The sequence below is a fragment of the Saccharibacillus sacchari genome, from assembly GCF_037722395.1.
Classification (GTDB): domain Bacteria; phylum Bacillota; class Bacilli; order Paenibacillales; family Paenibacillaceae; genus Saccharibacillus; species Saccharibacillus sacchari_A.
Map to the genome: position 1 here is coordinate 35734 of NZ_JBBKAR010000065.1, position 17411 is coordinate 53144.

Sequence of the window (17411 nt, forward strand, 5' to 3'; positions counted from 1 at the left end):
GAACTTTTATGGCGACAAGCCGCACCAAACAACCGCTTTACCTCAAAATTCACGGCATTCTCAAAGATCGCATTTTACACGGCCAATATCCGCTTCACTCGTATCTGCCGCCGGAGCCGAAGCTGGAAGAAGAATTCGCGGTCAGCAAAATCACGGTTCGCAACGCGGTCAAGCTGCTCGTGCAGGAAGGCTATTTGGAAACGAGCAGCGGCAAAGGCACCCGGGTCAGCCGCAACACGTCGACCTCCAAGCTCTCTACCTGGAAAAGGTTCACGGAGATTCTGGTCGAAGAAGGCCATCGGATCGGCAAACAACTGCTGCACGCCGAAACGATTCGTACCGGAGCGGAAGGACGGCTGCGGGAGCTGTTCGGCGAATCGTGTTTGCGGATCGAACGTTTATACACGCTGGACGATGTGCCGTATATCCATTACACGCATTATTTGCCCGCCCGCGCGGAAGATCCGGCGGAGTCGGGTCTGCAAGGCCAATCGCTGTACGGCTGGCTGGAGGAGCAAGGAATCGCGATCGCGCGGATGCGCGACGAATTTTCGGTCGGATCGCCGGATGTCGGCATCGCCGATGCGCTCGGCATTCCTTCGGGGACGCCTTTGCTGAAAAGGCTGCGGTTCGCTTACGACGAGCAAGGGCAAGCCGCGGAGTGCAGCGAAGGGTATTATCGGGCGGGGATGCATCCTTATGTCGTGAATTATGAAGTGTGAGGGTGAAGCGCATGGGAGACGCCGCGAGCCGGTTTCGACCTGCGCTTCGTTGTCCTTTCAAGGGCAAAGGCGCTTCGGTTCGAAACCGGCTCGCGGCTGGGCCATGCGCGGGGAGGGGTAGGTAAAGGAAAAGATCAAAAGAAAAAAGCAAAAAGAAGAAGTTTGTTGGAGTTGGTTTAAGGGAGAAGAGCGGAGAAGGGCGGGCTGGGTTTTGGGATTTGGCAAGTGCGAGTCGCGCAAGTTTTACATAGGATCTGTAGACTGTTTGGTGGGTGTGGGGGTTGCTTTTTAGGCAATGTAGAGTGTGGGATTAGGGTGTTTTTTGAGCTACGTTGACGAAAAAGCAACGTGCGAAGCTTAGGCGGTATGTGTTTTTGTTTATGGGGCTTCTAGGCTGCTTTTTTGTCAATGTAGCTTTGAAGGTTAGGGTATTAGAGAGGTGTAGGCTGCTTTTTAGGCAATGTAGGGTGCGAGTGTAGAAGCAGAGTTGTAGATTATACAAGATTTTCGATTTAAAATGCTCGTAAGCTTGATGGGATTACAGGGAATACAGCATTATAGAGCGTTATTTTGCTTTTGGAGCAGTGACTGGGGTTGAATATTTTAAATTTTGCAGTTTGGACGGAAAAGAGTTGCTTTGAGAAATGGCAATCGTGCAAAAAGTTGAACTTGGTGTCTCTACTGTGCGAAGAGAGTTAGGAATTTTTCAAAAAACGATGCTCGATCAAAGTTAGGGACGTGTCTTTTTGTCGTATTCGGTGAACGTTTATGTCTTTTGTGCTTTTTGGATTGGAGTCGGCGAATTAAGAACTTACTCTGTGCGCAGATTGTCGATGAGGCCGCATATATCGGTAAAAGAAAACTACGACTTCCCGAGGATACGGGAAGTCGTGGTTTTTTAGTTTGATCGGATCAGACCAACCCTTTTTCCATCGCTTTCACGACCAGGGTCGCGAACAGGCTGTTGGACCAGGCGAACCATTCGCGGGAAAAATCGCTCGGGTCGTCGGGGTGGAAGCCTTCGTGCATGTAGCCGGTTCCGGCGTCGGTGGCGAGCAGCGTCTCGATCAGGTCTTGGATCTCCTGGTCGTCTTCGGACGTGAGTCCCTGCATGGACAGCGCCATATGCCAGACGTAGCCGCCGGGCGTATGCGGGCTGCCGATGCCTTTGGCATGCTTGCCTTCGAAGTAGAACGGGTTATCGAAGCTCAGCGCGAAGCGGCGGGTGTTCTGATAGATCGGATCGTCGATGCCGACGTAGCCGATATACGGGATCGACAGCAGCCCCGGCGTGCCGGCGTCGTCCATCAGCGAGAAGTTGCCGTAGCCGTCGGTTTCGAACGCGTAGATTTTGCCGTGCTTCGGATGGTCGACGATGCCGTAACGCTGGATGCCGAAATTGATTTCTTTGATCAGCTTCGCGGCGCGCCCGGCCAGTTCCTCGTCTTTGTAGATGTCCGACGCGATCCGCTCGATATGGCCGAGAATCACGACCGCGAACATGTTGGCCGGGATATTGTAGCCGAATTCGCACGCGTCGTCGCTGGAACGGAAACCGGACCAGCTCATGCCGGTGTAATTGGTCGGCATGCCGCGTCCGTCGTTGTACAGCGTCTCGGTATCCTGCTTCGTGTCGCGGCGGAAAAAGTAAGGCGATTTCTCGTCGTGCCGCTGCTCGGTGGCGATTACGCGCACGACGCTGCTAAGCGCCCGGTAGCAATCGTCGTCGAACATGGAGGTGCGGCCCGTTTCCTGCCAATATTGCGCCAGCAGTTGCACCGGGAAGCACAGCGAGTCCAGCTCATACTTGCGTTCCCACATCCACGGGCTTAATTCGCAATCGTCGGAATCGCGGTAATGCCGCCCGTTGGCCGTTTCGTTGAACGCGTTGGTGTACGGATCGATATTGATGTAAAAAAGCTGCCGCGCGATCAATCCTTCGATAATGCGCTGCAAATCGGCATCTTCTTTGGCGAGCGGGATATAATGGCGCACCTGCTCGACCGAGTCTCTCAGCCACATGGCCGGAATATCGCCGGTGTAGACGAAGGTCGTTCCGTCGTCGAGCAGCTTGGTCGTCGTTTCCAGCGTGTTCGGGAAACAGTTGCGGAACACCTGCTTCAGCTTGGGATGATGCGCCAGCCGTTTGTCGGTTTCTTCGAGATAACGCTCGACCGCCGCAGGCAAAGTTTTTGTCGTGTTCATAAGTAACGCCTCCTGTTGGAACATGATTGGGCCAATCAGAGATATTCGGATACGGGGAAAAAAGATCGCTCACAAGATCGGATCGCGCTCGCGCGAAACCTGCTGCTGCATGTCGCAAGCCTCGAAAAAACATCTCGGCTTCGCAGCCGGGTTGCCGAGAAAATGACGCATCCGCGTGAAGCGAAAAGGCTCCGAAAAATATTCGTTCCGGGCACGTCAGACTTTCTCGACACGGTGTCGGCTTTCGGCTTCGCCGCTTTAATCAGTCCGGTTCGAAACTTGCGGAACTGCCAGCGCGAAGGTGACGATCTTCGCCGGGCCGACCGGAAGCTGAGCCGCGTATTGTGCTCCCTGCCCGACGACTTCCCCGCGCCGTTCCAAAATATCGCTCCCGTATACCGTATCGGCGGTGAACTTCGGTTCGAATTCAAGCGGCGCATTTTCACCGGACAGATTGTACCAGCGCACGATCACGTCGCCGTTTTCTTCCGACTGCTTAAACGCGGACAGCGCCAGCTTCTCGCCGCTCCATGACAGAGCGCGATATTCCGCCGGCAGCGGGCCGAATTGCCGGCCGAGCGGCTGGCTGAACCACGGCGTCTGGTATTGGTAAGCCTGAGCGAACGCGCCGGAGTCGATCACGTTGCCGGCATGCGGGTACACCGCGTATTCCAGCGTATGCTCGCCGAGGCATTGCGCTTCCGGCGTCGGGAACACGCCCCAATCGCCCATTTCCGAGACGCTGCGCAGCAGCGTGACGGCGATCGTGCCCGAACCGTCTTGCAGCACTTCGTATTCGTTCAAGCCTTTGTTGGCGACGGTCAGACCGTGCGTGCCGTCGGACAGGCTGACGAACGCCTGCTGATGCTGGGCGTTGCTCGGATTGATCCATTCCGGCGCGGGCACGATCTCGCGCTCCGCCGCTTCGAAGATCGAATCGGCCAATACCGTCCGCGTCCGCAAGCCGGTCGGCAGCAGCACGCGCAGCCGATGATCGCGCGCCTGATTGTTCAACGTTACGGACACTTGAACGCCTTTGCCGGAACCTTCCAGCGATACCAGGGTCGTCAGCTCCAATGTCACGGTGTCCGCCGAGCGGCCGGAGCGGCGTTTGAGGAACGGTACGAGACGGCGCTTCTCGTCTTCGAACGATGCTTCGGCCGAAGACGGAATCTCCCATTCGTGCACGATCCGGTACGTCACCCGGTACGGCTCGTCTTCGATCAGCGAGATCGCCGCAGTCGATCCTTGCGTCGTCAACGGCACGTCGCCTTCCGGCTGGCGGAACACGTACTCGTTGCCGATATCGCCGCAGTCGTCATAGACGCCGAGCCCTTCAAAAATACGCCCTGTCGTTTTGTCGGCGATAGAGTACGAACCGTCGTCCGCGAAGCGGACGGCGAGAAAACGATTTTCCATGCCGTGCGGCGTCGACACGACTTCTTCGGCTTGGCCGAACATTTCGGCCGAATTTCCGGCCGTTTCGCGATCGGCAGCGGCGATATGCGCAGACGATCCGCTTTGATCGCCTTGAGCGTGCGTCGGATGCTGCGCCGCGTTCGCGAATCCGGCCGCTTCGGCTCGAAGCGCCTCCCTCGCTTGCCCGGCCCCACCTTCCGCGTCTCCCGCGCGGTCACGATCAGCCCCGCCCGCATAATCCGCTCCGCTTCCCGCTTCCTCCGGCACCCAAGCGTAGAGCTTGTACCCCAGCGCCGGAACGTTCCGCGCTTCGAACGTCAACCGGAACGTGCGCGCCATGTACGGCACGCGGAACCCGTCGTCCGGCAGATCGTAGCCGAACTGCGCGCCCAGATCCTCGATCGAAGCCGGGATCTCGCGGCCTTCCGTATCGACCACGCGACCCGGTCCGATCTTCAGCGCGTCCAGCTTGTCCGCGATGCCTTGCGGCGACGGCCCTTCTTTGAAGTTGATCCGCACCGCCTGCACGTCGACCGTGACCACGCCGCTGCGTTCCCAACCCGTCGTATTGAAAAAAGCCGCCGGACGCGCGTTTTCCGGCCATGCCGCGATATCGTCCGTACCGATCCGCGAACCGATCGCCTGCAGGCTTTCCGCGATCAGCGCTTCCGCCATATGGCGGCTTTTGTCGAAGCGTCCGACCATCTCGCGATGGATCTCGTCGACGCCGCAGCCGCAGATGCTGTCGTGCGGATGGTTTTGCATCAGCGTTTTCCACGCGTAAGCCAGCGGCTCGTGCGGATACTTTTGCCCTGCCGTCAGGCTCGCGATAACGGCCAACGGCTCGGCTCCTTTTTCCAGCAGCGTCTGTCCGGCCTGGTTCATCTGCTTCAGATACACCCGCGCCGACGCCGTGTTGACCAGCGTACCCCAACCGTCCGTCCGCGTGCTGCGCAGTTCGCCGTGCACCGTTACCCAGTCGTCCGACGGATGCTCCCCTAGCGCTTCCAGATAAGCGTCGAAGGTCGTATGCACGAAATCGACGTCCGGGTACAGCGACTTCGCCGTGTCGATCGCGTCGCCCAAGTCTTTTTGTATCGGCTGATGGTCGCATCCGTTCATGTACAGCAGCTCCGGCGTCGACGCGTACTTTTCCGCATCGGCCAGCTTTTTATCCCAAAATACGACCGCTTCGCCCGCATCGACCGGAATCTCGTTGCCGTTGCTGTACCAGTTCGCGAACAGGACGCCAACCACGCTCGATCCGTCCGGCGATTCCCAAAACATTTCGGAGTAAGGAGATTCGTATTCGCCCGGCGCGTCCACGACCACGTTGTCGAACCCGGTCGGCTTGACGCCGCGTCCGAACACCGCCGCTTCGATGCCCGCCTGCTTCAGCATCTGCGGCGCCTGCCCCATATTGCCGAACGAGTCCGGGAAATAACCCAGCTTCGATACCGGTCCCCAGCGCGCCGCTTCCCGGTGGCCAATCAGCAGATTGCGCACGTTCGCTTCCGAGCTGGTCAAAAATTCGTCTTGCAGCACATACCACGGACCGATAATGATTTTGCCTTGTTCGATCAGTTTGGCTAACCGTTCTTGCCCGTCGGGGTACATTTGCAGATAGTCGTCGATGATAATCGTTTGACCGTCGAGGTGGAAATATCGGTAACGCCCGTCTTGTTCCAGCGTATCCATCAGTTCGTTCATCAAGTTCGTTAGACGCAAATGATGCGATTCGTAAGGCAGATACCATTCCCGGTCCCAGTGGGTGTGGGAGATGATATGCGCGGTTTTTCGCTTCATGGACAATGTCCTCCTTCGCCTTGCTCAGGTTCGGAATCATGTTGGCACAGGCTCGACGCAAGCGCAATATGTGGAATTTTCGGTTAAGCTTCGAGCACATATTTAACATAGTTTCGGCAAAAGAAAAGCTGACATCCGAATTGTCTTTTATTCCCGTAAAGCCCGCCGTTGCGCTATTTGTCAGCTTTTCAAGAATGACAATACGCAATCGACATATTTACGGTGTCAGGAATGCTTCGTTAAGATTCGAATTGTAAGCGTACGCATCTCGGAATAATGAAATCGGCTTTTGCCGTATGTCAGCTTTATTCCTATCGATTGCCAAATCGTTGCGTAACGCGTGTGTTTATCCTTGAGGCTCTCCGCCACGACGGCAGAAAGGCTTTACGTGTAAACACACGCCTATAGAAGGGAGGAAACGAAATGAAGGCGTCCAAGTCATCCGCAACCGCCGAGCTGCCGCTCCTGAAAAAAAGCTCGAAGCGGGCACAAATTTTAGCGAACTGGGAACTGTATCTATTTATGCTCCCGGCGCTTCTGTACTTTTTGATCTTTCATTATTTCCCGATGTACGGTATCCAGATCGCTTTCAAAAACTTCGTTCCGTCCATGGGCGTCACCGGAAGTCCCTGGGTCGGATTCGATCACTTCGAACGTTTCTTCAACTCTTATTATTTCTGGGATCTGCTATGGAACACGTTCAGCATCAGTTTCTACGAGCTGGCGATCGGCTTCCCGCTTCCGATCATTCTCGCTCTCGCTTTTAACGAAATCGCAAGCGGCAAGTTCAAAAAGACGGTGCAAACGGTCACGTACGCGCCGCACTTTATCTCCGTCGTCGTTATGGCGGGCATGATTATCACGTTCCTGTCGCCGAGCAACGGCATGATCGTCATGCTGATCGAGGCGCTGGGCTTCAATGCTCCGCAGTTCCTGACCGATCCGGCCTGGTTCAAAACGATGTACGTCCTCTCCGGCGTGTGGCAAAGTACCGGCTGGGGAACGATCATCTACCTCGCCGCGCTGTCCGGAGTCGATCCGCAGCTGCACGAAGCCGCGATCGTCGACGGCGCGAGCCGGTTCAAACGCGTGCTGCATATCAACCTGCCGACCATTTTGCCGACGATCACGATCATGCTCATTTTGAATATGGGCAATATCTTGACGGTCGGGTACGAAAAAATCCTGCTGCTGCAAAACTCGCTCAACCTGGAAGCTTCCGACGTCATCTCCACCTACGTCTACCGCGCCGGTCTGGTCGATGCGCAGTACAGTTTCTCGACCGCGGTCGGTTTGTTCAACTCGGTCATCAACGTTATCTTGCTGGTCACGGTCAACTGGATCGCCAGACGCACCAGCTCGAACAGTCTGTGGTAAGGAGGGGTTGTCATGGTTAAAGCGATGCAAGAATCGAAAGGCGACAAAATGTTCCTGATCGGCACGTACATTTATCTGTGCATTGCCCTGGTGATCGTGCTGTATCCGCTCATTTATATTCTCAGCGCGTCGATCAGCAGTCCGCAGGCGGTCAACTCGGGAGAAATGTGGTTGTTCCCGAAAGACATCACCTGGGCCGGTTACGAGCTGGTGTTCAACAATCCGAAAATCTGGAACGGTTATCTGAATACGATCATCTACACGGTGGTCGGCACGCTGCTCAATCTGGCCGTCACCCTGCCCGCCGCGTATGCGCTCAGCCGTTCGGATTTCGTCGGCAGAGGTTGGTTCATGGGCTTTATCCTGCTGACGATGTTTTTCAGCGGCGGCCTCGTTCCGACGTATCTGGTGGTCAAAAACCTCGGTCTGATCGATACGATGGGCGCGCTGATCCTTCCGGTCGCCGCTTCCGTCTGGAACATCGTGGTGGCGCGTACCTTTTTCCAATCGACGATCCCGAAAGAACTTCAGGAAGCCGCGCATATCGACGGTTGCACGAATATCAAGCTGTTTTGGAAAATCGTGCTGCCGTTGTCCGCTCCTATCGTCGCGGTTATGGCTTTGTTTTACGGCGTCGGCCACTGGAACAGTTACTTCTCTTCGTTGATCTACCTGAACAGCGAATCGAAATATCCGCTACAAATGGTGCTGCGCCAAATCCTCGTACTTCAGGAGATGTCCGCCGAAATGAACGGGGCGGGCGTCAGCGGAGAAATCGCCCAGGCGATGAACTCCAAAGCCGAAACGGCTTCGCTGATCAAATACGGCGTCATCGTCGTCTCCACGCTTCCGATCATCGCCGTGTATCCGTTCCTGCAACGGTATTTCGTACAGGGGGTGATGATCGGTTCGGTCAAAGGGTAAGCTTACGGTACTTACTTTAAACAGAGGGGGATTTACCATGAATATTCGAAGCAAAGCCTGGAAGCTGCTGATGGTTGGAGGGCTTGGCGCATCGCTGCTGGCAGGCTGCGGCGGTGGCGGAGAAGAAGCCGGTAACGCAGAAAGCGTCACGGTAAGCAAAGAAGGTTTCCCGATTGTCGAACAACCGATCACCCTGACCATGATGGCGCCGGACGTCGGCATTCAGAACTGGGAGGACATGGCCGTTCTTCAGGAGATGGAGAAAATGTCCAACATCAAGTTCGAATACAAAAACGCACCGAAAGACAGTTTTGAAACGAAAAAAAATCTGGTGTTCGCCAGCGAAGATTACCCGGACGTGTTCTATGCCGCCGGCCTGACCGCTTCCGAACAGCTCAAGTACGGCGAACAAGGCGTGCTGGTCCCGCTGGAAGACATGATCGACGAGTACGCGCCGAACTTCAAAGCGCTGCTCGACGAATACCCGGACGTACGCAAATCGATCACCGCGCCGGACGGCCATATCTACTCGCTGCCGGTAGTCGAGTTCAGCCAGCACTGGTACCGCAACCCGTTGTGGTACAACGGCGAGTTCCTCGAAGCATTGGGCGTCGATAAGCTGCCGGAAACGACCGAGGAGCTGTACGATTACCTGAAGCGCGTCAAAGAAGAAGATCCGAACGGCAACGGCCAGGCGGACGAGATCGGAATTTCTTCCGTGACCACGCCGGCCGCCAACCTGCGCGATATCCGGACATGGCTGCTGGGCGCGTTCGGCGTGTATGAAGAAGAAACGTATGTCGACGACAACGATGTGGTGCATTACACGCCGATGGACGAAGAATTCAAGCATTACCTGGAATACATGAACCGCCTGTGGACCGATGGTCTGCTCGATAAAGAAAGCTTCTCCCAAACGGCCGAGCAAAAGAAAGCCAAAGGCCAAAACAACCAGATCGCCTTGTTCTCCGACTGGAACGCGTATATGACCAAAGGCGGCGAACCTTCGACCGAAGATCCGATGTTCCTGCCGGTACGTAGCGAATACGTCGACAAAGCGGCAATCGCGAAAAACCGCGGCATCACGACAGGCGCTTTTGCGATCACGAAAACGAATAAATACCCGGAAGCTTCGCTGCGCTGGGTCGACTATCTGTATTCGTACGAAGGCTCCCTGCTGTTCAACAAAGGACCGGAAGGCGTGCTGTGGGAGTACGAGAACGAAGCGGACCGCACCAAAAAGTACCTCCCGGTACCGGACGGCCAAGACCGCGAAGATTTCCGCGCGACGCTGACGCCAAACTACGGCATCCCGGCTCCGACCGTGACGACCGACGATATCGGCAAAGGCCTGACCACCGATTTCGATCTGTGGGTTGCGGAAGAAACGCAAACCAAATTGCTCGACAACGGCGCGCGCATTCCGTTCCCGGCCTTGTTCCTGACGGTGGAAGAACAATCGGAGATCAACAGCCTGAACTCCGACCTCAGCACCTACGTCAAGCAGATGGAAGCGAAGTTCATCACCGGCGCCGAGCCGATGAGCGGTTGGGACAACTATGTCGCGACGCTTAAAAAGATGGGTGCAGAGCGCGTAGCGGAGATCAACCAAGCCGCGTACGACCGTTGGAAAGCGAACTAAGCGAAAGTCCGTTTATTGAGCATAAAAGAATCTTTCGAATACTAAGGTTTGATTGAGGCGGAACAATGTCATAGGGCGGGTGGTAACTGCGAAAAGAAAAACGCGACGGGAAACCCGAAGCTTCTTCTTTTCCCTTGCCGACCCGCCTGCTTATTTTCGATAGGAAAGTTTCGATAGGAAAGGCGTGAGTCGAACATGAAGCAACAAGCAACGTCCCGCTCCGCAGTCGTCGAAGAACGCATCGACAAGCTGCTGAAGGACATGTCGCTGGAGGAAAAAGTCGGCCAGCTTGCTCAACCTTTCGGCTGGACCTGCTATACAAGAAAAGAGGACGGCTCCGTCGAACTGACGGAATCGTTCAAACGCCGCGTTGCCGAAGGCGGCGTCGGTTCGCTATACGGCACGCTGCGCGCCGATCCGTGGACCGGCGTCACGCTGGAAACGGGATTGTCGCCGGAAGACGGCGCGAAGCTGGTCAACGAGATGCAGGCGTACGCGCTGGAACACGGCCGTCACGGCATCCCGATCCTGTTCGGCGAAGAATGCTCGCACGGACATATGGCGATCGGCGCCACCGTGTTCCCTGTCCCAATCTCGGTCGGCAGCACGTGGAATCCGGACTTGTACGAAGAGATGTGCCATGCCGTCGCGTTGGAGACGCGCAGCCAGGGCGGAGCAGCGACCTATTCGCCCGTGCTCGACGTGGTGCGCGATCCGCGCTGGGGACGGACCGAAGAATGTTACGGGGAAGACCCGCATCTGACCTCGGTGCTGGGACGTTCGGCGGTGCAAGGTCTTCAGGGCCGAAGCGGCGATCTGTCCGCGGACGACGCCATTCTCGCCACGCTCAAGCATTTTGCCGCTTACGGCAGCTCGGAAGGCGGACGCAACTCCGCTCCGGTGCATATGGGTCCGCGCGAATTGCACGAGATCGACCTGCTGCCGTTCCGCCATGCGGTGGACGCCGGAGCACGTTCCGTTATGACCGCCTATAACGAGATCGACGGCATTCCGTGCACGACCAACCGCTATCTGCTGCAAGACATTTTACGCGACGAATGGGGCTTCGACGGCTTCGTCATTACCGACTGCGGCGCGCTCGGCTTGCTCACTTCCGGGCAAAACACGGCGGCGGACGGCGCGGATTCGTCGGCGCAGGCCGTATTGGCCGGGGTGGATATGGAGATGTCCGGCGAGATGTTCGATCGGCATCTGCTCTCGGCCGTACACGGCGGACTGTTGAGCGAAGCGGACGTGAACCGCGCCGTACGCCGCGTGCTGGAAATGAAATTCGATCTGGGATTGTTCGACCGTCCGTTCGTCGATCCGACACGCGCGGCCGAAGTGATCGGCAGCGAAGATCATCGGCAACTGGCCCGCAAAGTCGCGTCCGAAGGCATCGTTTTGTTGAAAAACGAAGACGGTCTCCTGCCGCTGGAACGCTCGGCGTTTGCTTCCGCTCCCGCCAAAAAGATCGCCGTTATCGGTCCCAACGCGGACGCGCCGTACAATCAACTCGGCGATTACACGTCGCCGCAGCCTGCCGGCGCCATCGCGACCGTATTGGACGGCGTACGCGCCGCGCTGGGCGAGCAACCCGGCAGCGATCCCGCGGATAGCCAAGTGCTCTACGCTCCGGGCTGCCGCATTCGCGGAGAATCGCGCGAAGGCTTTCCTGCCGCGCTTCGGCAAGCCGAACAAGCCGATACGATCGTCCTCGTGCTCGGCGGTTCCAGCGCCCGCGACTTCGGCGAAGGCACGATCGACTTGCAAACGGGCGCTTCCGTCGTCACCGAAAATTCGTGGAACGATATGGAATGCGGCGAAGGCATCGACCGTTCGACCCTGAATCTGGCGGGCGTGCAGCTTGAACTGGCGCAAGAAATTTTCAAGTTGGGCAAGCCTGTGATCGTCGTCTATATCAACGGCCGCCCGATCTCCGAACCTTGGATTGCGGAGAACGCTCAAGCGATTCTCGAAGCCTGGTATCCGGGTCAGGAAGGCGGACACGCGATCGCGGACATCCTGTTCGGCGACGTGAATCCTTCCGGCAGACTGACGCTCGGCATTCCGAAGCACGTCGGCCAGCTTCCGGTGTATCACTACAAACGCAGAACCCGAGGCAAACGCTATCTCGAAGACGATTTCGAAGCGCAATATCCGTTCGGCTTCGGCTTGAGTTATACGGAGTTCCGCTACGACAATATCCGTCTCGACGATACCCGGATGCTTCCTGACGGACAAACGATGCTTTCCGTCGAAGTCACCAATACCGGCGACCGTCCCGGCGACGAAGTCGTGCAGCTCTACGTCTCCGACCTTGCCGCATCCGTCGTCCGCCCGGAAAGGATGCTGAAAGATTTCCGTAAAATCTCTCTGGCCCCCGGCGAGACGCAAACAGTCACATTCGCCGTCGCCCGCGAACATCTCCAATTCGTCGGCCCGTCCCTGACCTGGATCGTCGAACCCGGCGTTTTCCGCCTGACCGCCGGCCCCAACTCCGTCGAAGGCCTGACGACTGACCTGACCGTTCTGTCTCCCGTCTCTTCCGCTTTTTGAAGCGGAGAGCCGGAGACCAAAGGATCGCAGTCCGTTGCTTCTGATCCCAAACTAAGCCGAACAAGAAAGACTTAGTGGACAATGAATAAAAAATTATAGTCATCACGTTGAAGCCAACAAGCGAAACAATTTCTTACTTCCCTAAAGCATTTGAATGGGACGCACCCAGCGGAGGGAGAAATTCAGTGTAGGAGCGTAGCGCTCGCCTTTGTAATTGGGAAGCCTCCTTATTAAATTTCAATCCAGCTTCCCAATTACAACAAGCGACCGAAACGAATTTCTCCCGCAGCGCCGCAAGAACACATCACCCCCATCACACTCTAACCCAGGAGGCACACCCATCCCATGAAAATAACCCGCCACCCCGACAACCCTATCGTCGTCCCAGGTCTTTACGACTGGCGCAAAGCGACCGTGTTCAATCCCGCCGTCATTGTCGACAACGGCAAATTCTACATGATCGAACGTACCGCCGGATCGCTCACGCCGTGCAAAAACTTCCTCGGCCTGCTCGAAAGCGAAGACGGCGTTCATTTTACCCATGTCAAAAACGAACCTGTCCTCACCCCCGACGAACTGGGCTTTCCGTACGGCAGCGTGCAGGACCCTCGCGTGGTCAAGATCGACGGTACCTTTTACATGAACTACGCTCTGCGTCCTTGCGCGATGAACTATTACCCGACCAACACCGGCGTGCCGGAACGCTCGATCCCGACCTACCCGGACGGCTGGGGCGAAGAACCGGGGCATTGGCTGACGCGTTCCTCCATCGTGAAGTCCGACAATCTGATCGACTGGGAGTTCGTGGCCGACACGACGCCGCTTGAGATCAACGACCGCGACAACATTTTGTTCCCGGAAAAAATAAACGGCCGTTACGCATTGCTGCGCCGGCCGGAAGAATATGTGGGCGAAGCGTACGGAACGGAAAAAGCCGCGATGTGGATCACCTACTCCGACGACCTGATCCATTGGGACGAACCGAAACTGCTGGCGAAAGCGGAAAACCTGGCTTGGGAAGGCCGCAAGATCGGAGGCTCTACCCCGCCCGTACGCACGGACAAAGGCTGGCTGGTGCTGTACCACGGCGTCGACGAAGACATCGTATACCGCGTAGGCGCGCTGCTGCTCGATCTCGACAACCCGGAAAAAGTGCTGGCCCGCACCTGGGAGCCGATCATGGAACCGGAAACGTATTACGAAAAGTTCGGCTACCAGATCCCCAACGTCGTATTCCCGACCGGCAACGTCATCAAAGACGACCTGCTCTATATCTATTACGGCGTGACGGATACCGCGATCGCTTTGGCGACGGTGCCGGTGGACGAACTGGTGGAGCATGTGCTGGCCTCCGCGAAAGTTCAGGCGTAACGCCGATACGGGTCACACGGATCGATCCGCAACTTTCAGGCGCCGATCCGGTTGCATACGGCTACGCCCGCTTCGACGCTTTCAGCTTGCGGTATTGTCCCGGCGTGAAGCCCATCTCTTTTTTGAAACGGCGAATAAAGTTGGGCGCGTCCAGATAACCGACCTGCTCGATGATTTCTTTCAGCGGCGCGCTGGTCGTCTCCAACTGCCGGATCACTTCGTCCACGCGGCGGCGCCAAATGTACTGCGAAAAATTCAATCCCGTTTTTTCCTTGAAGCTGCGGCTTAAATAAGACGTGGACACCGAATACTTCAGCGCGAGATGTTCCAGGCTCAGCGTATAATCGGAGAATCGGTCGTCCACGTCTTTTACGATTTCGTCGATCAACGTATCCCGCTTTTCTTCCGTGCTGCGCTCGACCTGCTGGCAGATTTCCGAAGCGAGCGAGACCAGACGGCTTTCCAGATCTTCCAACGTTTCAAAAGAAGCCAGCACCGAAATATCCGCGAACACTTCTTTCATCCCCAATTCCGACGCCGTACGCAGCAGGGAGTTCAGCACGTCAAAACAAATACATCGCAGCAAATGCGCGGACAACGGTTCTTTTTTCAGCGTGTCCATAATATCCGAGATAATCCGTACCGCTACCAGCGTGCTGCCTTGCTTCAGACTCTGATCCAGCTTCAAAATCATTTTGCGCGGGATCCAGAAGCTGCCTTCCTCCGTGCTTTCCGTATCGGATAACTGTTCGAAATAGGTGACGCGCTCGCGCCCGTTCATTTTGCGGTACTCCAACGCGGCTGCCGCTTCCACAAACGACTGGTTCAGCGAATCGAGATCCTCGTAAGCCGAACCGACCCCGATATGCGGAGACGAGGGCAATGCTTTTTCAGCGATAAGCCGTACAGCCTCGATCGTCCGCTCGATACGGGCAGGCAGCGTCTCTCCTATTTTTTGCTCGTCGAACGTGATGACCAACGCCAACTGATCGTCCGCGGAAAATTCGACGCCGAACACTCTCGCTCCCGCTTCCTCAACCTCCAGGCAACCCAGCGCTTCGGTGATATCATAGCCCTCTTCCGGCACGAATCGGTGATCGGAATGATCGCTCCAGGACAGAATCGCCGTTAAATAGATCCTTTTTCCCTTAGAGAATCCCAGTCCGATCTCGTCGATCGTTTTCATCATTTCCCGATCGTTCGGACGGCCGTGCTTAAGCAGCAATAATAGACATTGGTTCCGCACAAAAGGCTGCTGCATATCGATTCTGGCGTTGTAATCGCGTATCGTTTGCCGGATCGAATCCCATTCGTTGGAGGCTTTCATCGCCGCTCCGCTTTGGATGCCAACAAATTCCATAAGATCTTTAACCGGGTGATACTGTCTCTTGGCAAGCATCATCGCCGCAGCGCTACCCGTAATCACCACAAGAGCGAACACGATCATAATCAGCGTCTGCACATGCGCCACTCGCCCGAAAAACTGGTGGCTCGGCATCGTCATGACGTAGGTCCAATTATTCTCGTCCGACTTGACCGACACGACCGACTGCATTTCTCCGGCTAGTTCCATGCTATGAATGCCCGGCTCCAACTGCGCCAGCGTGCTCCATTCCCCGTTCGGCATTGCCGCTCCCCGGCTGTTGGTCGTGAGCACTTCTCCGTTTTCGTTAAAAATGTAGTTGCTGCCGTTGACGTCATTGAGGATCGAATCCATTACTCCCGTTAATTTGGATTCTTTCATTAAATAAACGACGGCTCCGTACGGGTACGGGTCGTTCGTTTTGATCGGTACGATATAGGTCAGCAGCGGCTCTTGGCGCGAATACATATTGACCATCTCCGCCGCCCGAACCAAAGGCTGATCGATCTCGTTCAGATTGTTACGTACCTGTTCGGATGACCAGTTTTCGAACCGGTATTCTCTGTTGAACACGACGTTGAGGTCCGCAAGGCCGCGATAGGAATAGATCTTCTCGTCCCCGTGCATGTACAAAAGAAGATCTTCGACGATGCTATTGCTCGCTTTGTAATTAGCCAGGGTACGGATCGCTTCCTGCGCGGATAACGGATTGTTCAGCATATAAGGCGTGAGATGTTCATCGTAAGACATCCGGCTCGCCAGCGCATGCAGCTCACTCATCCGATCGTCGATCGTAAGCTTAACCTGACTCAATTGATTCACCTTGGACTGCTCGATTTCCGAACGCAGGTTCTTGACAGCGCTATCATACACAAATACGGTAAGTGCCGTTAAAGGAATAAGGAAAGCCAAAATATAGGACAGCGCATACCGAAACAAAAGTCTGGACTTCACAAAATTCCATCGTTCTTGAAAAACAGCCCGAGACCCGTGCAAAGCTTGCATTCGCCGTTTCATGGTTCGCTTTCGCCCCCTTTTTGCCGATGATGTTTTAAACATTATAACGTTATATTCATTTTATCGCTAGGGGAGCGAGTCTTTTTCGACCTGCGCTTCGTTGTACTTTCCCCTTCCATTGAATAAAACATTAGAGGTGAGGGGAAAGGGCAAAGGCGCTCCGGTTCGAAAAAGACTCGCTCTGGGAGTAGGTGGAGGGCCTCTCAAGCCTCTAGGCACTTGAGAGAGTTCAAGACCCAGGCTGTAGAAGGCGAATGCGGCTCCAGATCAGCCGCAGGAAAGAGGTAGCGGCGTTGCCGGCTACAAACAAGAGAACAGAGAAGAGAACAAAAGTAGAACAAGAAATATAAAGAAAAGTGACAACTCCAACAAAGAAGTGAAGAAAAACGCTTAAAGAGCCGCGAATATGATATATATTTCTTAACACCACTAAGAAACATCACTTCCAACTTAATCCCTAAAAGATGGGCACTCACGCCGAGCGTAGGGAGAAGCCTTGGCGCGACTTTGAGCTTGCCGCCAGGCAAACCAGGGAAGCAACAAGGCTTCTCCCGAAGCGACCTCCCCGTGCATCCCTGTCTTTCTCCTCAAACAAAAAAAGCCTTCTCCGTTAAGAGAAGACTTCTTCATGGGCTTGGCAGCTTCCTACTCTCCCGGGACCCTGCGGTCCAAGTACCATCGGCGTTAGAGGGCTTAACAGTCGTGTTCGAGATGGGAACGTGTGGAACCCCTCTGCCATCACCACCAAACCATAAGTGCTCCATATTTGCCTCTTCGCTCCGCTTGGTTCCAGCTCTCGGATGGAAGATCCTCGAGATCGGGAATCCAAAAGTCGCTCAGATTCAAATATTTCGCTATGTAGTTAAGAGACTTAACTACGCAACAAGGCTTGCACCTTGAAAACCGGATCCGAAACGATCTCTTCGCGTCTACTCGAAGTTGTTCTCTTGATGAGAACGTTGGATAAGCCCTCGACCGATTAGTACTGGTCAGCTCCACACATTGC

General features: G+C 55.7%; 9 protein-coding genes and 1 rRNA gene. 6 read left to right on the forward strand and 4 right to left on the reverse strand.

The window, feature by feature from the left end; translation table 11 throughout:
- The first annotated feature begins 8 nt into the window (after positions 1-8).
- Entirely contained in the window at positions 9-722 is a 714-nt protein-coding gene (locus tag WKI47_RS25675) for a GntR family transcriptional regulator (protein WP_340230057.1), read from the forward strand.
- Positions 723-1634: 912 nt separating this feature from the next.
- Here the strand turns inward: WKI47_RS25675 and WKI47_RS25680 are convergent.
- Positions 1635-2927 (reverse strand): glycoside hydrolase family 125 protein, encoded by a 1293-nt coding sequence (locus tag WKI47_RS25680; RefSeq protein ID WP_340230058.1) that lies wholly within the window; start codon positions 2925-2927, stop codon positions 1635-1637.
- A 258-nt stretch (positions 2928-3185) separates the two neighbouring features.
- Positions 3186-6152 carry an alpha-mannosidase gene (locus tag WKI47_RS25685; protein WP_340230059.1) on the reverse strand — a complete coding sequence of 989 codons (2967 nt, stop codon included), beginning with the start codon at positions 6150-6152 and terminating at the stop codon, positions 3186-3188.
- A gap of 522 nt (positions 6153-6674) precedes the next feature.
- On the opposite strand from WKI47_RS25685, the gene WKI47_RS25690 reads away from it, so the two are divergent.
- The 5 genes from WKI47_RS25690 to WKI47_RS25710 all read left to right on the forward strand — a co-directional run bounded on the left by WKI47_RS25690 (position 6675) and on the right by WKI47_RS25710 (position 14025).
- A complete protein-coding gene (locus tag WKI47_RS25690; RefSeq protein ID WP_425355514.1) occupies positions 6675-7529 on the forward strand; it encodes an ABC transporter permease in 855 nt (284 codons plus the stop codon).
- Between the two features lie 12 nt (positions 7530-7541).
- A complete protein-coding gene (locus tag WKI47_RS25695; protein WP_340230061.1) occupies positions 7542-8453 on the forward strand; it encodes a carbohydrate ABC transporter permease in 912 nt (303 codons plus the stop codon).
- 37 nt (positions 8454-8490) lie between these two features.
- On the forward strand, positions 8491-10095 hold the full coding sequence (locus WKI47_RS25700; protein WP_340230062.1) for an extracellular solute-binding protein: 1605 nt from the start codon (positions 8491-8493) through the stop codon (positions 10093-10095).
- A 195-nt stretch (positions 10096-10290) separates the two neighbouring features.
- A complete protein-coding gene (locus WKI47_RS25705; RefSeq protein WP_340230063.1) occupies positions 10291-12654 on the forward strand; it encodes a glycoside hydrolase family 3 N-terminal domain-containing protein in 2364 nt (787 codons plus the stop codon).
- A gap of 345 nt (positions 12655-12999) precedes the next feature.
- Complete coding sequence (locus tag WKI47_RS25710; RefSeq protein WP_340230064.1) at positions 13000-14025, forward strand: glycosidase; 1026 nt, start codon at positions 13000-13002, stop codon at positions 14023-14025.
- 61 nt (positions 14026-14086) lie between these two features.
- Here the strand turns inward: WKI47_RS25710 and WKI47_RS25715 are convergent, their stop codons facing one another.
- Together WKI47_RS25715 and rrf are read right to left on the reverse strand one after the other, a co-directional pair.
- Positions 14087-16342, reverse strand: a complete 2256-nt coding sequence (locus WKI47_RS25715) for a helix-turn-helix domain-containing protein (RefSeq protein WP_340230065.1) — start codon at positions 16340-16342, stop codon at positions 14087-14089.
- A gap of 695 nt (positions 16343-17037) precedes the next feature.
- Positions 17038-17154, reverse strand: a 5S ribosomal RNA gene (gene rrf, locus WKI47_RS25720).
- Positions 17155-17411 lie beyond the last annotated feature (257 nt).